This window comes from Collinsella sp. LCP21S3_C7 (assembly GCF_052118485.1).
In the GTDB taxonomy this organism is placed as follows: Bacteria; Actinomycetota; Coriobacteriia; order Coriobacteriales; family Coriobacteriaceae; genus Collinsella.
In genome coordinates, this window is the sequence record NZ_JBQKHC010000006.1 from 1 (window position 1) to 18,182 (window position 18,182).

14 protein-coding genes are annotated in these 18,182 nt (G+C 57.9%); 9 read left to right on the top strand and 5 right to left on the bottom strand.

Translation table 11 applies throughout. The features are described from left to right. The coding region (locus ACTQ1E_RS03780; RefSeq protein WP_441564816.1) for an InlB B-repeat-containing protein at positions 1-1,123 on the top strand (1,123 nt) is incomplete at its 5' end. Between the two features lie 212 nt (positions 1,124-1,335). On the opposite strand, the gene ACTQ1E_RS03785 is transcribed toward ACTQ1E_RS03780, so the two are convergent. The 3 genes from ACTQ1E_RS03785 to ACTQ1E_RS03795 form a co-directional block, all read right to left on the bottom strand. After that, positions 1,336-2,325 (bottom strand): FHA domain-containing protein, encoded by a 990-nt coding sequence (locus ACTQ1E_RS03785; RefSeq protein WP_441564818.1) that lies wholly within the window; start codon positions 2,323-2,325, stop codon positions 1,336-1,338. Between the two features lie 35 nt (positions 2,326-2,360). Continuing rightward, positions 2,361-4,370 (bottom strand): DUF6273 domain-containing protein, encoded by a 2,010-nt coding sequence (locus ACTQ1E_RS03790; protein ID WP_441564820.1) that lies wholly within the window; start codon positions 4,368-4,370, stop codon positions 2,361-2,363. A gap of 144 nt (positions 4,371-4,514) precedes the next feature. Continuing rightward, positions 4,515-5,471: an FHA domain-containing protein gene (locus tag ACTQ1E_RS03795; RefSeq protein WP_441564822.1), complete on the bottom strand. Its 957-nt coding sequence runs from the start codon at positions 5,469-5,471 to the stop codon at positions 4,515-4,517. Positions 5,472-5,795: 324 nt separating this feature from the next. On the opposite strand from ACTQ1E_RS03795, the gene mfd reads away from it, so the two are divergent. The 4 genes from mfd (at position 5,796) to ACTQ1E_RS03815 (ending at position 12,088) form a co-directional block, all read left to right on the top strand. Further along, positions 5,796-9,428 (top strand): transcription-repair coupling factor, encoded by a 3,633-nt coding sequence (gene mfd, locus ACTQ1E_RS03800; RefSeq protein ID WP_441564824.1) that lies wholly within the window; start codon positions 5,796-5,798, stop codon positions 9,426-9,428. Between the two features lie 56 nt (positions 9,429-9,484). Further along, a complete protein-coding gene (locus tag ACTQ1E_RS03805; RefSeq protein WP_441564826.1) occupies positions 9,485-10,348 on the top strand; it encodes a phosphatase PAP2 family protein in 864 nt (287 codons plus the stop codon). Positions 10,349-10,393: 45 nt separating this feature from the next. Then, complete coding sequence (locus ACTQ1E_RS03810) at positions 10,394-11,419, top strand: threonine aldolase family protein (protein ID WP_441547226.1); 1,026 nt, start codon at positions 10,394-10,396, stop codon at positions 11,417-11,419. A gap of 78 nt (positions 11,420-11,497) precedes the next feature. Then, positions 11,498-12,088: a GNAT family N-acetyltransferase gene (locus tag ACTQ1E_RS03815; protein ID WP_441547227.1), complete on the top strand. Its 591-nt coding sequence runs from the start codon at positions 11,498-11,500 to the stop codon at positions 12,086-12,088. Positions 12,089-12,109: 21 nt separating this feature from the next. On the opposite strand, the gene ACTQ1E_RS03820 is transcribed toward ACTQ1E_RS03815, so the two are convergent. Continuing rightward, positions 12,110-12,832 carry a GntR family transcriptional regulator gene (locus tag ACTQ1E_RS03820; protein ID WP_441564828.1) on the bottom strand — a complete coding sequence of 241 codons (723 nt, stop codon included), beginning with the start codon at positions 12,830-12,832 and terminating at the stop codon, positions 12,110-12,112. Positions 12,833-13,205: 373 nt separating this feature from the next. Here ACTQ1E_RS03820 and ACTQ1E_RS03825 point away from each other — a divergent pair, with 373 nt between their 5' ends. Continuing rightward, entirely contained in the window at positions 13,206-14,003 is a 798-nt protein-coding gene (locus ACTQ1E_RS03825; RefSeq protein WP_441564830.1) for a PTS mannose/fructose/sorbose/N-acetylgalactosamine transporter subunit IIC, read from the top strand. A 20-nt stretch (positions 14,004-14,023) separates the two neighbouring features. After that, entirely contained in the window at positions 14,024-14,905 is an 882-nt protein-coding gene (locus ACTQ1E_RS03830) for a PTS system mannose/fructose/sorbose family transporter subunit IID (RefSeq protein ID WP_441564832.1), read from the top strand. Positions 14,906-16,121: 1,216 nt separating this feature from the next. Here ACTQ1E_RS03830 and ACTQ1E_RS03835 read toward each other — a convergent pair. Beyond that, the gene (locus tag ACTQ1E_RS03835; RefSeq protein ID WP_118385299.1) at positions 16,122-16,991 is read right to left on the bottom strand and encodes a sugar phosphate isomerase/epimerase family protein; all 870 of its coding nucleotides are present in this window, start codon (positions 16,989-16,991) and stop codon (positions 16,122-16,124) included. A gap of 196 nt (positions 16,992-17,187) precedes the next feature. Between ACTQ1E_RS03835 and ACTQ1E_RS03840 the strand changes: the two genes are divergently transcribed. Both ACTQ1E_RS03840 and ACTQ1E_RS03845 read left to right on the top strand, forming a co-directional pair. Next, a complete protein-coding gene (locus ACTQ1E_RS03840) occupies positions 17,188-17,613 on the top strand; it encodes a PTS sugar transporter subunit IIA (protein ID WP_441564835.1) in 426 nt (141 codons plus the stop codon). Next, positions 17,610-18,077 (top strand): PTS sugar transporter subunit IIB, encoded by a 468-nt coding sequence (locus ACTQ1E_RS03845; RefSeq protein ID WP_441564837.1) that lies wholly within the window; start codon positions 17,610-17,612, stop codon positions 18,075-18,077. Before ACTQ1E_RS03840 ends, ACTQ1E_RS03845 begins: the two co-directional genes overlap by 4 nt. The last annotated feature ends 105 nt before the right edge of the window (positions 18,078-18,182 follow it).

Sequence of the window (18,182 nt, forward strand, 5' to 3'; positions counted from 1 at the left end):
TGTGACGCTCCAGGGCGTTACTGATTCCGACGGCGTCGCCCGCCAGCCCCTGGCCCCGACCCGCGAGGGCTACACCTTCGCCGGCTGGACCTACGACCGCGAGGGCACCGATCCTGTCGACTTTGATAACCCGCTCGTCGGCGGTAGCAAACACGCTACCCTTTATGCTCAGTGGAATGCCGTTGAGAAGGACAACCCCATCGACGTCCTCTACTTCGCCAACGGCGGTGTGTTCTTTGACGGCAACGTGACACTCCAGGGCGTTACCGACGGCGACGGCGTCGCCCGCCAGCCACTGGCCCCGACCCGCGAGGGCTACACCTTCGCCGGCTGGACCTACGACTCCAAGGGCACCGACCCGGTCGACTTCAGCAAGCCGCTGGTCGGCGGCGGCGACCACGCTACCCTGTTCGCTCAGTGGACCGAGGACAAGGGAGCTGACGTTGACGAGGGCAAGAACGTCAAGGATGTCCTCTACTTCGCCAACGGCGGTGTGTTCGTCGACGGTAATGTGACGCTCCAGGGCGTTACTGATTCCGACGGCGTCGCCCGCCAGCCCCTGGCCCCGACCCGCGAGGGCTACACCTTCGCCGGCTGGACCTACGACCGCGAGGGCACCGACCCGGTCGACTTCAGCAAGCCCGTCCAGGGCGGCGGCGACCACGTGACGTTCTACGCCCAGTGGACCAAGAACGAGACGCCTGCTGTCCAGACGCACAAGGTCAATTTCTATGTTGATGGTTTCACCACTACGGTTGAGGTCGAGGACGGCAAGACTGTTGCTCAGCCCAGTGATCCTTCCATCGACGGCTTCAACTTTGTCGGCTGGTCTTCTTCCAAGGAGTCCTTCAAGAAGTTTGACTTCTCTACTCCTATCACTGAGGACACCACTGTCTACGCTTTCTTTACCGCTAAGACCCCCAAGTCCGAGACTTTGAAGAAGGATGAGGGCAAGAAGCAGGTTGCTGCTGACAAGAAGGACGAGGCTAAGGCCGAGAAGAAGGACGCCGCTGCCCTTCCTACCACTGGCGACCCGATCTTTGTAGTGGCCTCAGCTGCTTCCCTTGCCGGCGCCGTGGCTGCCGCCGTGGGCATGTACATGACCAAGCGTCGCGAGCACTAATCTCTACTAGTGTTTACCTCCGGGCTTAATTAGCCCAAACCTGATAACCGCGTGGGGACCCGACCCCCACGCGGCTTTTATGTTTTAGTTATCTTGCTGAGTTTTGTCGGCTCCTGCATCCGTATTTAGATGTCCGCGTCATATAAAGGAGCGCCGCTGCGATGCGTGCAGCGGCGCTCCTTTGCGTTGATTCTTATTGTATGTGCTCGGCCCTAGGCCAGCGCGCGTACGTTTGAGGAGATCTTCAGCACCAAAAACTCGGTCGAGGAGCCCAGCTTGAGCAGGTCGCCGTCGTGGATAGGAATCTGACTGTCCTCGTCATCGGCGGTGCGCAGCGAGCGTGGCTTTTCGATAACGGTGGTCGTGCCGTTGCGTGTCACCAGCACCGTTCCGTTGGTGGAGTGCAGTCCGCTTGCGAGCCATGTGCCGTTGGAATACGCCACGCGCAGGTGCCGGCGGGATACATCGGGTCCTACGTTGGTGATGGCGTTTTGGTCGTGCGCAAAAGAGCCTAGTACCGTACCCTCGGGATCGAGGCTCAAAGGATAGATCGGCGGCAAGGCCGAGCCGTCTTTCGAAAGCCTGAGCAGTCCCAGTTTTGCAGGAGGCTCGTTGACCTTGCGGTTAGTACCTTGTACCTGGACGACCTCGGCGGTCTCGAGCGTGCCAAAGGTCTGGGCCAGTTGCGTTATGGCAAAGTCTTTGACCTCGGAGGCGGCGGCATTGGGATCAGCCAAGCATCCGCAGACCGTTAGCGCAAGGAGCTCCAAAAGGCGCCGGTCGCTTTGCTTGAGGCCCGGCATGACGGCGATGCGGTCAAAGATATTGCGCAGGATGGAACCATCGAGCCCCCAGTGTTCGAGCGACGTTGCCATGCGCTCGAGGGCGCGCGTCGTAATGACTTGCTGGCGAGCGTTGGCGGCCGCTGGACTGCTGCCGCTGCCGATTTTTGCAGCGGCAGCCAAGTTCTGGACGCTCTGCGAAAAATCGGCAAACATTTCGGGGTCGATCTTGTCGGTACCCGGAACGACGTGCACCACGCGTCGCGATAGAAACGTCTTTTCGGCAATGCGAAACCTAGGGGCCGGTTTGGCGCCCAGCGGCTTGTCCGAAACCAAGATACGCGCCGCTTCTCGATTATTGATCTGCAGGTCGCACTTAAGGAAATCAAAGAGCACCTCGGAAGGTGTTTCCGCGCGCATGATGCGAGGCTCCTTTCTGGTATCCGGTGAAGGTGTTAGATGCAAAAGCCGGGTAGGACATAGGTCTTTTGGTCTGGTTTGTTTCCGGGCGTTGCCCAGCTAAATACGTCGCCGTCTTTTCCAACGCGGTTAAAGTACGTCGAGTTGGCGCCCTCGCTGCAGTCGGCGCTGGGGGTGCGCTCCCAGTAGCAGATCTTTTTGCCAGCGACGGTGCGGATCATGGCATCGTTGGTGGTCAGACCGCTTACGCTCTGCTCGCGATAGAGCTGGTACTGCTCGCCTTCTCCGCTGTAGAGGGTAGAAAGGTACTCGTAGCCTTCTGCGAACGTTTCGGGCGCCTGGTAGCCGCACAGCTCGCTCATGGACGGCAGCCACAGCTTGTCATCGGTGGCGGTGATGCTGGAGGCGTCTTTGGTGCCGCCGGTGTTGTTGGTGAGCTTACGCACCGAGCGGATCTGATTACGGAGATCGTCGGGCAGCGTAGCCATGCCCTTGTCCGCCAACCATTCGCGAAGCGACGATTGCTCCCAACCGCCCGTTGCGGCGCTGTCGTTAACGGCGCGCATGGCGATGGGGGTACGGAACATAAAGGTGATGCCAGCGGGAAGGCCGTCATCGGTGAGTGTGTCTGCCTTAAAGCCCACGATCTGGACTTGTGCCTTGGTCCCGTCGGAAAGCCTGACGGTCTTGGTGTTCTCGTTTTCGAGCGACTGCTTGCTGTTTACCAGGTGGTAGGTTTCGGCAATCTCGAGCACCTTTTTGCTGGAAGATGTTTCTTGGATTTTGCGGGAGATCAGGGCGAGTTCTTCCCAGGTGTAATCGTCGAGTGACGGCTTGATGCCGTGCGCCAGGTCGATAAGCCCCCAGCATCCTGTGGCAATGGCAGAGCCTGCTATGCCGGCAACGCAGACGCCGCCGAGCACGAGCGCAGCGCGACGCGAGATGACTGGGTGGCGCGTCTGAGCCTTGTCGGAGCAGGAAGGCTTCGGTTGCTGGCTAAAGTCGACCGGGGTGGGCAGCGGCGTGCGCGGCTCAAAATCTATGTCTTTAATCCAGGCATCGAGCTTGCCGACAATCGTAGACAGCGGCGCGCGCTGGGACTGCTCGTTATGGATGCCGCTCATGATGACATCGACAAGCACTTGGTCGCCGGGTACGCGTGCCTCAAGCGGCTCGTGCTCGTGCTCGATCTTGTACAGGTAGGGCGACTGGTCCATATGCTCGTTTAGGCGATATGGCGTGTGGCCGGCATAGAGCGTGTAGAGTACGCTGCAGAGCTCGTATGTATCGATGCTGGGCGACGTACGCAGCGGCGCCAGCTCGGGGATGTCGTTGGAGAGCATCTCGGGTGGGGCGAACTCGGGGGTGCCGTTGCGCCAGATGCCGGTGGACATGGTAAACGAGGGGTCTGAGCGCTTGATGCTCGAGCTGCCCAGATCGACCAGGCAAAGGTCAAAACTGCAGTGTGCAATCTGCTGGGCAAGGGACCGGAGCGTCGTGCGAATGATGATATTGCGCAAGGAGATATCACGGTGTACAAACGGCGCATCGAGCTTTTGGGCACCCAGGAGAATCTCTCCCAGGCGTTTTCCAATCGCGGCGACGGTGTTTGCGGGAATGTGGCCGCCCTCGGCGGGGTCGGTTAGCTCTGCCGCAGCATCGCGAAGGGGCAGGCCTTCAATCCACTCCATAACGATGACCGGTACGGAGCCGGTATAGCCGTAGCCATAGGTTTTGGGAAAGCCGTCCAACAGTGAGACGGCTGCAAGATTGCGATACTCCTCGGTAAGCGTCTTGATGTCCGAGGGGCTGACGGCGGAGCCGTCTTCATCACAGCCGCTGAGGGGCCACAGCGTCTTGAGCGCAAAGGTCTCGCCCTCGGTGTTGGCGACCTTGCGAAGATGGTGGGAACCGCCGCCGACTGCCCCGCAATCCAACAGGGTGGTAAAGCGGCGAATAGTATCGGGGTCTTCGGTGGTCGCAAACATGGCGTTTGGTTCAAAGGGGGACAACGCGATGATATTCATATCCGTGTCGTACGTCACGGGGCGATCCTTTCGAGAAAAAAGTGCATGGCGATAATGTTAGTGAAAAGGTAGCGCAACCGTTGCCTTAATCGAAAAGGTGCCGTTATTTGCATGGGTTGATGCAAATAACGGCACCTTGTGCGTCGAAGATGTGTGGGCGGGCTAGTCTGTGATGCGAATGACCAAGAAGCGCGTCGTGGCGCCCAAGCAAAGCGTGTCTCCGTTGTGAATCTCGACGGGGGTGTTGGCAAAGTTGGCGGGGCGCTCGCGTCTAGGCGGTTCGATAGCATGTCGGCAGCGATCGACGCCCGAGATCAAAAACGATCCGTTGGTGGAGCCGAGGCCCTGCGCAAGCCAGCGTCCGTCTTGGAGCCAAATGCGCAGGTGCTGACGCGAGACATCGGAATCGACGTCGGTGATGGCGTTCTCGTCGCTCGTCAGCGACCCGATAATGCTGCCCACCGGGTCCGTGGTAAGGGGACGCAACGGCGGTCGTGCCGAGTTGCCCACGACGCGCAGCAGCCCCAGGCGAATGTCTCCCGTGGGGCGCGCGGTTGTCGAGAAAAATGAGGTGACGGTTGTCTCGACCGTGCCGAGTGTCGAGAGCATCTGGTCGGACACAAAGGACTCGGTGTATTCGATGGCGCGGGCGGGGTCGCCAAGGCAGCCGGTAACGATAAAAAAGACCAGATGGATGTAGAGGCGGTTTTTAATGTCGCTATCGTCAGTGGTCTCGATGCGCTCGACGCCGTTTTTAAAGAGCATGCCGTCGACGCCGCAATTGGTAAGGGCATCCTGCATGTCTGGGGCGCACGATTCCATATAGCGTTTAGCGACCCTGCACAGCGATTGGGGGTCGGAGCCTCGGTTTTGTATGATGAGGTTGAGTATCTGGCGCGCACTTTGTTCAAAGGGCGCAAACAGCGACTCGGGAAGGTCACCGGGTTTGGCGTGAACGATTTCGCGTGAGATAAACGACGGGACCGTCAAGCGTTCGGAGATGAGGCGTCCACCGTAACGGGCGTTGCCGTCCATGAGAATTTGCGCGGCGTTACCGTTGTTGATGCGACCGAGTGACTTGAGCCCGGTGTACAGTGCACAAGATGGAGTGTCGGCCATTTATTTTCACCCCCCCCCCCTCATCAAAAAGTGACATTGAATACGCAATTATCCTCAATTATAGGCGCTTTGCAGCTCGAAATGCTCGCCATGGGGCGCGGACGGTGTAAATTGCTGCCAGAAGACAGCAAATTAAAAAGAGGAAAGCGGATTAATTAGCTGGGAAACGCGTTGGCAAGACCGTTGTGGGCAACATTTGGCATGATGTCGCTTTGGCTTTTGGTCACGGGACCGTGCGGTACCATAAGCGTCAATGAACTTTGACGCACGACCCGCCGAGCTTGCCCCGGCGGGCTTTTGGCGTTGCGATGCCGGAGGAACAGCATGCTCATTCACCGTATAGCCGCGCAGCTCTACACTGCCGAGGCCTTGCAGACCGTCGAGGCCGGGCTCGACGCCGGCGAGGATGTGACGCTGGCCGTGTCGCAGTCGGGCCGCACGCTTATGGCGGCTGCTCAGTTTGCGCGCCGCCCGCGCCCTACGGTCTACATTGTGAGCGGCGAGGACGCGGCCGATCGCGCCGCGCGCAGCCTTGCCGCCTACGTGGGCCTGGCGCACGTGTGCCGCTTTCCCGAGCGCAAGGACTATCCGTGGCGCGAGCAGGCGCCCGACGATGCCGTGGTGGCGCAGCGCTGCGAGGCTCTGGGGCGTATCGTGCGCGGGGACAACTGCATCATGGTTGCCTCGGCCCGTGCATTGCTGCGTTGCGTGCCGCCAGTCGAGAGCCGCTACTGGGAGTCCACGACCTTTGCGGTGGGCGAGGAGATTCCTTTTGACGAAGTGCCGCAGCGCCTGGTGGGCATGGGCTACACCAATGCCGGCGCCGCCGACGCACCCGGCCTGTTCCGCGTGCACGGCGACACCGTCGAGGTATTCCCCGCACAAGAGAAAGCGCCCGTGCGCATTGAGTTCTTTGGCGACGAAATTGATCGCATTCGCCGTATGGTGAGCTCCACGGGCCAAACCATCGGCAACGAGGACAGCATCGAGATCTTCCCGTGCCGCGAGCTGGCGCTTACCGACGAAGCCGTTCACAACATGCACGTGGCGCTCTATCGCGCAAGCCAGAGCGACAGCAAGCTGGCGGCACTGCTCGAGATGGTTGATGCGCGTATCGTCACACCCGAGCTCGACCGCTTTTTGCCGGTGATGTACGGCCAGACCGTGAGCCCGTTGGCGCACGTGAGCGGCAAGGCGCTTGTGGTTCTGTCCGAGCCGCGCTCGCTGTTCGACGACTGCCTGCGTGCCTACGAGGATATCGAGGCGCGCGCCGGCGAGGCGGGGATTGACCGCTTGGACGGCCTGTACGTGCGCGCCCAGCAGCTCGACTTTGGTGCTCAGCAGCGCCTGAACTACGTGAGCCTGATCCGCGCCGGCGGTGCGGTTACGGCAGAGCTCAAGATTGAGCAGCCGGCTATCGCAGGCTCGGACAACCGCTTTATGACGCGCGTTCAGGAAGTCGTGGGCAAGCGCTATGCCTGCGTGTTTGCCATTCCCGACCGCGGAGCGCGCGAGTCGATGGAGCTCACCTTTGGCGACGAGGGCATTACCTTTGAGGAGTCGCTGGCGGCCGCCCCCGAAAATGCCGGCGTTATTGGCGAGCGCGTACGCGTGGCAGCGGCAGATTCTGCCGACCGTGCTGTCCGCCAGGAGGCCCATGCCTCGATCCGCGAGCGCCGCGTCGACGCACTCAACGCCCGCTCGCTCGAGGCGGGCGCCGCCCAGGCTGCCGCCGGTGCTGCCGTACCCACCATCTCGCGCGGACGCGTGACCTTTGTGGATGCTGCCCTGCCGCAGGGCGTGGTGGTGCCCGATGCCAACCTAGCCGTGTTCTCGATCGCCGATCTCAATGCCCGCATGGACGCCAACCGCGCGCGCAGCCGTCGCAAGGTGGACATTACGCAGATCACGTTTCCGTTTAAGCCGGGCGACTACGTGGTGCACGCTACCCACGGCATCGCGCTCTTTAGCGAGATCGCGCGCCAGGAAGTGGGCGGCAAGGAGCGCGACTACTTTTTGCTGGAATATGCCGACGGCGACAAGCTCTACGTGCCGCTCGAGCAGGTCGACCGCATCACGCGCTATGTTGGTCCCGACGGCGACAAGCCGCGCCTGACTAGGCTCAACACCGCCGACTGGACGCGTGCCACCAACAAGGCGCGCAAGAACGCCAAAAAGCTGGCGTTTGACCTGGTCGATCTGTATACGCGCCGTTCTTCGATTACCGGTATCGCCTGCCCGCCCGACACGCCCGAGCAGATCGAGATGGAGGAGAGCTTTCCTTACGACGAGACTCGCGACCAGCTGGAGGCTATCGCCGATATTAAGGCCGACATGGAGGCGCCCAAGCCCATGGACCGCCTGCTGTGCGGCGACGTGGGCTTTGGCAAGACCGAGGTTGCCCTGCGCGCGGCGTTTAAGTGCGTGGACTCCGGCCGTCAGGTCATGGTGCTCTGCCCCACGACCATTCTGGCCCAACAGCACTACGAGACCTTCTTTGAACGCTTTGCCCCGTTTGGCCTCGAGGTCGAGGTGCTCAGCCGCTTTCGCACGCCGGCGCAGCAGAAGCGCGCGCTCAAGGCGTTTGCCGAGGGCACGATCGACGTGCTCATCGGCACGCATCGTTTGCTTTCGGCCGATGTGAACCCCAAGAACCTGGGTTTGGTGATCATCGACGAGGAGCAGCGCTTTGGCGTGCAGCACAAGGAGCAGCTCAAGAACCTGCGCGAGCAGATTGACGTGCTCACGCTTTCGGCCACGCCTATTCCGCGAACCATGCAGATGGCCACGAGCGGCGTGCGCGACATGAGCCTGATCACCACGCCACCGACCGGGCGCCGCCCCGTGATCGTGCACGTGGGGGAGTACGACCCCGACGTGGTGAGCGCGGCGATTCGCCTGGAGGTGGGCCGCGGCGGCCAGGTGTACTACGTGTCCAACCGCGTCAAGACCATCGACGACGCCGTGGCACGCGTGCACGAGGCCGCGCCCGAGGCGCGCGTGGGCGTGGCGCACGGCAAGATGAGCCCGCGCGAGGTCGAGGACGTGATGATCGAGTTTGCGACCAAAAAGATCGACGTGCTCATCGCCACGACCATCGTGGAGAGCGGCATAGACAACGCGACCGCCAACACGCTCATCATCGAGGATTCGCAGCGCTTGGGTCTGGCGCAGCTCTACCAGCTCAAGGGCCGCGTGGGCCGTTCTGCCACGCAAGCCTACGCGTACTTTATGTTCCCGGGCGAGTTGCCGCTCACCGAGGAGGCTACGGCACGCCTGACCGCACTCTCCGAGTTCCAGGACCTGGGCAGCGGCATGCGTATCGCCATGCGCGACTTGGAGATTCGCGGCGCCGGCTCGCTCATGGGCGCCGAGCAGCACGGCAATCTGTCGAGCGTGGGCTTTGACCTGTTTACGCAGATGCTGGGTCAGGCCGTGGCCGAGGCGCGTGGCGACGATGATGCCGGTGTGGAGGCCGCGAGCGTGGGTATTAACCTGCCGGCCGACTACTTCTTGTCCGAGGAGTACCTGCCGGCGGTGGATCAGCGCGTGCTCGTATACCGTAAGCTTGCGGCGGCCGGGGACCTGGAGAGCATCGACGAGGTGCAGGAAGAGACCGAGGCCGCGCATGGCGAGCTGCCGTTGGCGGGACTCAACCTGTTCAATCGCGCGCGAATCCGCATTCGCGGCGAGCGCCTGGGGCTCGAGAGCGTTACACTCAGCGGCGGTCGCATCACGTTTTTGGGCGTCGACGTTCCCAAGAAGGTGGCCTATGAGCTTAAGACCCGCTATGGCGCGGTAAACTTCCCCAAGAGCCGCAAACTGTCGGTGCCCTACAAGGCGGGCGCCGGCGCGGGCAGCGGCCTGGGTCGCGGTCTCGACGCCAACGACGGCACCGGCCCCGTGGCCGCGGCACTCATGCTGCTGCAGCAGCTGGGCACGTCCGACGATGACTAACGGGTCGACGCCGTAAACGCTCCATTTGGGCAATCTGGTTCCATCGAAAGGAAAGCATGTTCGGGTACATTTATAAGAAAGATGCCGCTGCTATCGCGGTTATCCTTGCCCTCTGCCTGGGCGTGGGCAGTTTCTTCGATTATCAGATCTCGAGCGCGCTGTTCAACATCGGCAGCGTGTACGGCCGCTTTATCGAGGCGGCCGGCGAGCTGCCGTTTGAGCTGACGGCGAGCGTCGCGGGCGTTATGCTCGTGCGCGCGGTGCGTCCCGACTCCAGGGGGAGCAAATGGCTCGCCGTGCTCGGCATCCTCGTCAATGTTGGCCTGACCGGCTACGAGATCGCTTCGTCCCTGAGGGTTGGCGGCAAACTCATCGTGGCTCAGTTGGTGCTGACGTTTGTGCTGGCCATCGTCGCCAACCTTATCGTCTATCGCCTCACGCGCACGACCGAGCCCGACGAGCTCACACGCTGGGCGCTCATGGTGCTTGCCGTGTGGGTCGCTCAGGCCATCATCCTCAACGTGATCGTCAAGCCGCTGTGGTCGCGCCCGCGCATGCGCGTGGTCGAGGTGACGCCGGGGCTCGAGTTTCAGCCGTGGTGGGTGATCGGCAACCCCGACAAGCGGGCCTATATTGCCGCCGGTGTAGCCAAGGACGGCTTTAAGTCGTTTGCGAGCGGACACGCGGCGCACGCGGCGATCGGCCTTATGCTCGCCGGGCTTCCCGCAGCGGCCTTTAAGGAAAAGCCGTCGCGCCGTCGTGTGGTCTTTTGGACGGCGGCTGTGGTTGTGGCGTTCGTCGCGTTTGGCCGCATCGTGATCGGAGCGCACTTTTTGAGTGATGTGAGCTGCGGTTTTGCTCTGGTGCTGGCACTTGAGTGCCTTGCCGCGCGCATTGCCTATCCCAGCGGCGTACAATAGCTCCGTTTGAATCATCTGGCCGATACCCGGTAAGAGAGGATTGCCATGCTCGCGTTTAACAACGATTATTCCCACGGCGCACACCCGGCGGTGCTGCAGGCGCTCGTCGACACCAATATGGAGCCGCAGCCCGGATACGGTACCGATGCACATACCGAGCGTGCCAAGCAGCTTATCCGCGAGGCCTGTCAGGCCCCCGATGCCGACGTGTTTTTTCTGGTGGGCGGCACGCAGGCCAACGCGACGGTGATCGACATGCTGCTCGCGCCGTACGAGGGCGTCGTTGCTGCCGAGACTGGCCACGTCGCCTGCCACGAGGCGGGCGCCATCGAGTTTGGCGGCCACAAGGTGCTCACCATCCCCGGCTACGAGGGCAAGATGCACGCCGAGGACCTTGAGAACTATATCCAGGTGTTCTACGAAAACGAGAGCTACGAGCATACGGTGCTCCCGGGTGCCGTGTACGTGAGCCTATCGACCGAGTACGGCACGCTGTACTCCAAGGCCGAGCTCGCGGCGATTCACGCAGTGTGCCAGAAGCGCGAGATTCCGCTGTTTGTGGACGGTGCTCGCCTGGCCTATGCGCTGGCGGCCGATGAGTGCGACATTACCCTGCCCGAGCTGGCGCAGCTGTGCGACGTGTTCTACATCGGCGGTACCAAGTGCGGCGCGCTCTGCGGAGAGGCTGTGGTGTTCTGCGGTATGCACGCCCCGGCGCATCCCATTCCGCGTATTAAGCAGCATGGCGCGCTGCTTGCCAAAGGCCGCCTGACGGGCGTGCAGTTTGAGGCGCTCTTTACCGATGGCCTGTATTTTGAGATTGGGCGCCAGGCGATCGAGACGGCTCAGGCGCTTCGTCGCGTGCTGCACGAGCGCGGCTACCAGTTCTTTTTGGAGACGCCGACCAACCAGCAGTTTGTGATTCTGCCCAACGAGGACATGGCCCGCATTCGCGAGCATGCCTCGATTGAGTACTGGGAAAAGTACGACGAGACCCACACGGTGGTGCGCTTTTGCACCAGCTGGGCCACGACGCAGGAGGACATCGACGCGTTGGCGGCTGTCCTGTAGCCTGATGTAGTGACAAGGGGCTGCCCTGCGCCTGAGCTTGGCGCAGGGCAGCCTTTGTTTTTGAGGGGGAAGGGTTGTATGACCGAAATATCCGAGCCGACGATTCGCCTGGCGACGCCCGACGATGCGCCGGCGTTGCTTGCCATCTATGAGCCGTATGTGCGCCATACGGCGATTACCTGCGAATACGAGGTGCCGAGCGTTGAGGAGTTCGCCGGGCGTATCGAGCGTACGCTCAAGCGCTACCCGTATTTGGTGATGGAGCTGGACGGGCGTCCGGTAGGCTATGCCTATGTGAGTCCGCTCAACAGCCGCGAGGCATACGACTGGTCGGTCGAGACGTCGATCTACCTGGCGCGCGATGTGCGCCACGGCGGGCTGGGCCGCAAGCTGCACGATGCGCTCAAGCAATGCCTGATCGCGATGGGCATCACCAACATGTGCGCGCTCATCGCCGTGCCGCACGACAAGGACGACGAGTATCTGACGCACAACAGTCAGGATTTCCATGCCCATATGGGGTATCGCCTGGTGGGTGCCTTCGACCGCTGCGCCCAAAAGTTCGGTCGCTGGTACGACATGTGTTGGATGGAGTTGGTCCTAGCCGAGCGCACGCCCAACCAACCCAAACCAACCTGGTTCCCCGACCTCCCCAAACCTACCATTTAGGGACAGGTTTATTTTGGCAGGTTAGCCGATGGGTTCGGTGTATTTGGCGCGGTCGGTGCGTTGGATGCGCTTGGAGACATGGAGCGGTCGGCCGTCGGTGTCGTAGACGTAGTCGGTGATCAGGATCAGCGCCTGCCCGCGCTCAACGTTGAGCAAAAACGCCTCGTTTTGCGAGGCATAGCACACCTCAAAGGTCTTATGCCCCTGTGCCGGTGCGCGATGGAACTCCTGTCGCAGCGTGGCGTAGAGCGAACCGTTGATATCGCGATCGATGAGCGTCTCGAAGCTTGGCGGCAGGTAGGTGGTCTCCAGGCACAGCGGCGCGTCGTCCAGGTAGCGCAGGCGGACAAGTTTGACGAGCTTGCTGCCCACGGCGGCGTCAAAGAACTTAGCTATGCTGCCGGCCGCCTTGGCAAAGCCCGAGTCCACGGTGCGCGTGGTGGGCTTCATGCCCTGGCCTTCGACCTGCTTGGTATAGCTCGAAAACACCAGGTTGTTCTCGTGGAGCGCGGGCGTGTCGGCCACAAAGGCGCCACGCCCGCGCTCGGTGCGCACCAGGCCCTCATCAACGAGCACCTTAAGGGCGTGGCGTACGGTGCTGCGTGACAGCCCCGATTCGTCCATGAGTTCCATCTCGGACGGCAGCTTGTCTCCGCGCGCATACGTGCCGGCAGCGATGCGATCGCGCAGCGTGCCCGCCAAGCGCTCGTATTGGGTCAGTCTCCTCTTGACCGAAATACTCATACGGCTAACCTGTATCCTACTTTTATACCTAGTCAATCAAGCATATATCTTATATATCCATAAAACTGCTGGCAATGAGCCGGTGAAGGGCACGTACCTTTTCCTTTCACCAAGATTGAGCTGAGCAATATAGCGCATCTAGATATTAGTCAACTCATAATTAGTTTAGTTCTATAAGTTTTACTAATTAGCCATCTATTGACCGTTCGCCTCTAAAAATCTACCGTTTGTCCGGATTAATTGGATAATTAGTGTATACAACATATAAGACGTATATGATGACTTAAGTCAGACAGGTACAAGATCCGGACTTGTATGCTGCCCTTCGCAACATAGGATGTTGTGATTAGGAATAGTTGGAAAGGAGACGGTAATGAATCAGCTTTATGCAGCAGTAGCCGTTGGCCTCGTGGGTGTCATTTGTATCATGGACTCACGCATGTTGGGTCGATTGAGCGTTGAACGACCTCTTATTGGCGCGACTATGGTCGGTATCGTATTGGGAGATATTCCTACCGCTTTGGCGGCTGGCGCAACGCTGGAACTGATGAGCATTGGCCTGATTAATGTCGGTGCTGCAATGATTCCCGATATGAATATGGGATCAATTGTTGCTACGGCGTTTTGCATTCTGACGGGCGCTGGCCCAGAGGCTGCATTGACTATTGCGGTTCCCGTAGCTGCCTTTGGTCAGGCACTTGGTCTTGCGGTACGTATGGTACTCGCGGCGTTTTCCCATAAAACGGACGTTCTCATTGACCAGGGAAAGTTCAAGCAGGCGCTTCATCTGCACATTATTTGGGGAAATGTCCTGTATGCGCTGATGTATTTCGTTCCCATTTTCTTGGCAATCTATGCGGGAACTGATCTCGTGCAGGCTATTGTGGGCATGATTCCCGATTGGGTGACTAGTGGCCTTGGCCTTGCTGGAAATGTTCTTACGGCGCTCGGTATGGCTCTGCTGCTTAACATTATGCTCACGAAGAAGATGGCCCTGTTCTTCTTCGTTGGATTCTTTGCTGCCGCTTTCCTCAGCATTAACGTGACTGCAGTTGCTATCTTCGCAGTTCTGCTCGCATTTATACTCTCGGACATCAAGTTTAATAATGGCGGAAGCCAGCTCGCGGCGCAGTCGGCAGATGATTACGATCCGCTTGAGGACGACGACTAGGTATCGAGGAGGTCATTAAAATGGTGGAGCAGACTGTTGGAGCTCAGGCATCCGAAACTACTGAGCTTAAAAGCCTTGAACCGCAAAGCGTTTCTGAGAATAAACGACTTTGGCAATTCTTTTGGCGAACATGGGCGATTCAGGCTTCGTGGAATTACGAGGGCCAAATGAATCTGGGCTTCCTGTATTCAATCGCCCCTACTCTTGATCGAATCTATGCGGATGAATCGGACCCCGAGATTCTGCAGCGAAAGAAAGACGCTTATCATCGCCACACCGCTCTTTATAACATTACGCAGCAGCTTAATAGCTTTGTGCTTGGACTTGTTGCGTCCATGGAGGAAGAGTATGGGCGCGATCCGAAGAACTTTAACCCTGAAGTTATCAACAGCTTAAAGGTTTCGCTCATGGGTCCGCTTTCGGGCATCGGTGATTCGTTGCTCGAGGGAACCCTTCGAATTATTTCCTTTGGTCTGGGTGCGTCTCTTGCCGCTCAGGGTTCAATTCTCGGTCCAATTTTGGCTCTTTTGATTTCAGGTATTCCTAAAGCCCTCATTACCTGGTTCGGCGGAAAGATCGGATATACGCTCGGCGCTGATTATGTCAAGCAGCTACAGGGTGGCGGCATGATGGAGCGTGTCATGTATATGGCGAGCGTAGTCGGTTTGATGACCGTGGGCGCAATGATTGCCACCATGGTTGGGATTACGACTCCTCTGCAATTTCAGGACGGTGCCGTAGTGCTTCAGGATGTCTTGGACGGCATTTTCCCGGCAATGATTCCTCTGGCAATTACCATGCTGTTCTACTGGCTTCTTAAAAAGAAGGCAAGTCTGACAGTTCTCCTTCTCGGTGGTATCGCAGCGAGCCTTATCGCTAGCTTCTTGGGCGTGCTCGCTTAGACCTTGCTTTAAGAGGGATCAGACTAATATGTTTTAAATTAGGGGCATCGACCGTGTCGGTGCCCCTAATTTCGTCTAAAGTGATTCTGGATTGATGCCTTGTTGGTACTGTTTATAGAAAGTCGTTTTCAATGGCGTGATGACGAATCAGCTAATACTCATCGCTGCGCTGATCGTCTTCGACTAATGGGCATCCAGGCTTAAGTCAAGAGAACCGGGCTTATAGGACAAAATGCGTGTCCACATTGGGGGGCATCGGCGCAGGTCGATGCCCCTTTTTCAGCCGTTTAAATTCCGAGTCCGTTTTTAACCATTCGGGCAGAATATGTGTCCGGTTGCTTATCGTTCCCGCGGGTCGATGACCTTTTCCAGAACCGTTAAACCCTTTCGGAAGAGGTGCCCATGCAGGCCGTTTGCCGGATCGCTCGCCCTTTTTAGAAGAGGTGGATGCAGAGATGTGAATATGGGGGGGGGTACATGCGGGCTCCGGGCATGTTTACCCCTTGTGTCTGCGATTGTTCCTGCGCGGGTGTTTAGAACTGTCCGCGAGCAAATATAGGGTAGATTGGTTTGCGCGAGATTGTCGAGGCATTTGCCTTATTAAAATGTTAGAAGACTGCTGTCAGCGGTCGCTGAGGTGTGGCGTTTTGGTGCGACGAGGTGTCTGAGCGAATTCTTAGCCCTTGCTCCACGGCCTATAGTACATCCCAGTTGCCGTTAAACGGTTCGATACTTGTTTTCGTCGCCATTGGATTGCCAAGCGATGCGGAGGCGAGGGATTCCCATATTGGGTAACGGACTAAGGCATGGGAGGCTTTTGGGCTGAAGCGAGTACGCTGGTCGTTGCGGAACGCGATTGACTAATCTTTGTGGGCCTTGCGTTGCAGCGACTGGGGCGTGCTCGAGGTGATGGAGGGGTGCGAATGGTGGTTGAAATCGGGAAGACGGTCGGATCTCTATCCAAAGCCGGCAAATAGGGTTAAGTCTGCATGAACTATCAGCCGTATTCCAGGCGCTTGGATGCCGGATTGACTTGCTTCGAATCGGGCGTTGCTCCAACTATTTCGGTAACAAACCTGCTCTGGCTAGGCTCCATCTGTTACGTTAACTCCTCCTTTCATGCCTCTTTGAGGTCCGCTAGAACGGCAACGTCTTTTCAAAGAAAATGGGCATCAGCTGACGCTGACGCCCATTTTCAAAGCTGCTTGTCATCAAATTATCGTGTGCCAGCCGCCCCTATGCCCTCAATGCTGCGGTAGGCCTCTAAATAGGCAGACATCGAGCGTGCGTCTGCTGCCATTGGATTCGTGAGTGTTTCTGAATCCGTGCATTCAACGCTTAGAACTCCTGTGTAGCCGTTGCGCTCAAAGGTCATAATATCTTCCGCGATATTTCGATTGCCATCACCGAGTGCGAGATGAAGCGAACGTTCTCCTGTGTCAACATAATGCGAATGAATCAAATTAGCGCCAAATGCATCGAAATATCCCTGTATGGTATCTCCGGCGCTGACCATTGCACCGATATCGAGGCATACCTTAAGGGCCGTTTCATCAACCATCTCAAGTAGCAACTCGAGGTCCTTAACAGTATTGGCAATTCGCGATTCCGGTGCTCGAAGTGCTTCAATGGCGAGATTTATGCCTTGCGACTCTGCATAGTGTGCAACTTTCTTGAGCATAGATGCACTTCGCTCTCGTGCTTGTTCTACCGGTTCATCGTAGTATGCCCAACCGCTGGTAACTAATACCTGGCTTGCTCCAAGCGTTTTTGCAACATCGATCGCACGGGTAAAGTATGCAAGGGTGCGATTTTGAATTGACTCATCCTTTGCGGCCATATTGTGCGGCTTGGGGTTGCATTGTTCGGGGCAGATGCCGTGAACACGTACACCGAATTTATCCATTAATGCTAAAACGCGTTCCGTTGGATCGTTTTGCTGGTAATCCATAAAAAAATGCTGCGGGGATGTCCACAGCTCAACGCACGGATAACCCAGCTTGGATGCGTTTTCAAAAAAAACGTCCAAGTCATAAAACATGTAATGATGGTTCATGGTGGCAAGTTCGATGCGTCGTCCGGTCATCAGTTCTCCTTTCAGATAAAATGGTATTAAACGTCACAGACGTTATATATAATTATAGCCAAGGAAGTGCCCCATGCCAGTTTGCTTGTCTGTTCGCCGTGAACGGTAGCAAATAGCCGGCAAACGGAAAGAAATATATTATCTGGACATACACGTATATAACGTCTATGATGTAGACAACCGATAGGAGGTAATGATGAATCAGATAATTCTTGCATCGCATGGTGGGCTTGCCGCCGGAGCCCGCGATACACTTGAAATGATTATCGGAGATGTATCACGTGTCCATGTCATTTCATTGAAAAGAGATGATAAGGACCAAATTGACGAACGTACGATTGATTTGATCGATTCCTTTGATGCGTCCGATAAGGTTTACATTTTGACGGACATGATGGGCAGCAGCGTAAATAACTCAATGGTATCTGTCTTGTCAAAGAGGGCTTCAGTAAGTGTGATCGCCGGGATGAACTTCCCTTTGATTCTTGAGATAGCATTGTCGAGCGATCCGCTTCCGCAATCGCGGCTTGATGAAATAATTGCTCAGAGCAGGGCGGGTATTCAGGATGTAGCTGCCCTTTTGGCTCAGAAGGCACAGGAAGATGAGGAGGACGACCTATGATTAAGCTTGTTCGTTTGGATTACCGCTTGGTTCATGGACAGGTTCTGGCAGCATGGGTAAATCAAATCAGCGCACAACGAATTATTGTCGTTGACGACGCTGCGGCCAATGACGAGATGAGGTCTGCTGCATTAAAGTTGGCAAAACCTGCGGGGATCAGGCTCAATATCTTTACAACGGAAAAAGCCATTGCAAAGATGCCTAAGATTCTTGAGCTAAAAGAAAACATCATGATGGTATTCGGTACAACTAGGGCCTTAGTTGATGTTTGCAGTGCGACTGGTGCAATTACTGAAGTGCAGTACGGCGCGACCTTTAACAAAGAAGGCTCGAAGCAGATTGACCAAAGCGTTTTCCTGGACGATTCGGAAATCAACGATACGCGCGAGCTGCTTGGAATGGGGATTAAGCTCTACAGCCAGCAGACTCCGTCATTCCCGAAGGGTCCAATTACGTCTGTCTAGTGGTTGCTGAGTAGCGCAACATCCGACGCGAATGATGGATAAATTCGTGACCGCCATCGTGGGCGGCATCGCCCTCTCCGCGGCCGGCATCCTGGCCTAGTCGCG

What these genes read in the sequence shown, in the direction of transcription:
- ACTQ1E_RS03785 (WP_441564818.1), bottom strand. Translation starts at nt 2,325, where the DNA reads ATGCGCGCGGAAACACCTTCCGAGGTGCTCTTTGATTTCCTTAAGTGC.
- ACTQ1E_RS03795 (WP_441564822.1), bottom strand. Translation starts at nt 5,471, where the DNA reads ATGGCCGACACTCCATCTTGTGCACTGTACACCGGGCTCAAGTCACTC.
- mfd (WP_441564824.1), top strand. Translation starts at nt 5,796, where the DNA reads ATGCTCATTCACCGTATAGCCGCGCAGCTCTACACTGCCGAGGCCTTG.
- ACTQ1E_RS03805 (WP_441564826.1), top strand. Translation starts at nt 9,485, where the DNA reads ATGTTCGGGTACATTTATAAGAAAGATGCCGCTGCTATCGCGGTTATC.
- ACTQ1E_RS03810 (WP_441547226.1), top strand. Translation starts at nt 10,394, where the DNA reads ATGCTCGCGTTTAACAACGATTATTCCCACGGCGCACACCCGGCGGTG.
- ACTQ1E_RS03815 (WP_441547227.1), top strand. Translation starts at nt 11,498, where the DNA reads ATGACCGAAATATCCGAGCCGACGATTCGCCTGGCGACGCCCGACGAT.
- ACTQ1E_RS03820 (WP_441564828.1), bottom strand. Translation starts at nt 12,832, where the DNA reads ATGAGTATTTCGGTCAAGAGGAGACTGACCCAATACGAGCGCTTGGCG.
- ACTQ1E_RS03825 (WP_441564830.1), top strand. Translation starts at nt 13,206, where the DNA reads ATGAATCAGCTTTATGCAGCAGTAGCCGTTGGCCTCGTGGGTGTCATT.
- ACTQ1E_RS03830 (WP_441564832.1), top strand. Translation starts at nt 14,024, where the DNA reads ATGGTGGAGCAGACTGTTGGAGCTCAGGCATCCGAAACTACTGAGCTT.
- ACTQ1E_RS03835 (WP_118385299.1), bottom strand. Translation starts at nt 16,991, where the DNA reads ATGACCGGACGACGCATCGAACTTGCCACCATGAACCATCATTACATG.
- ACTQ1E_RS03840 (WP_441564835.1), top strand. Translation starts at nt 17,188, where the DNA reads ATGAATCAGATAATTCTTGCATCGCATGGTGGGCTTGCCGCCGGAGCC.
- ACTQ1E_RS03845 (WP_441564837.1), top strand. Translation starts at nt 17,610, where the DNA reads ATGATTAAGCTTGTTCGTTTGGATTACCGCTTGGTTCATGGACAGGTT.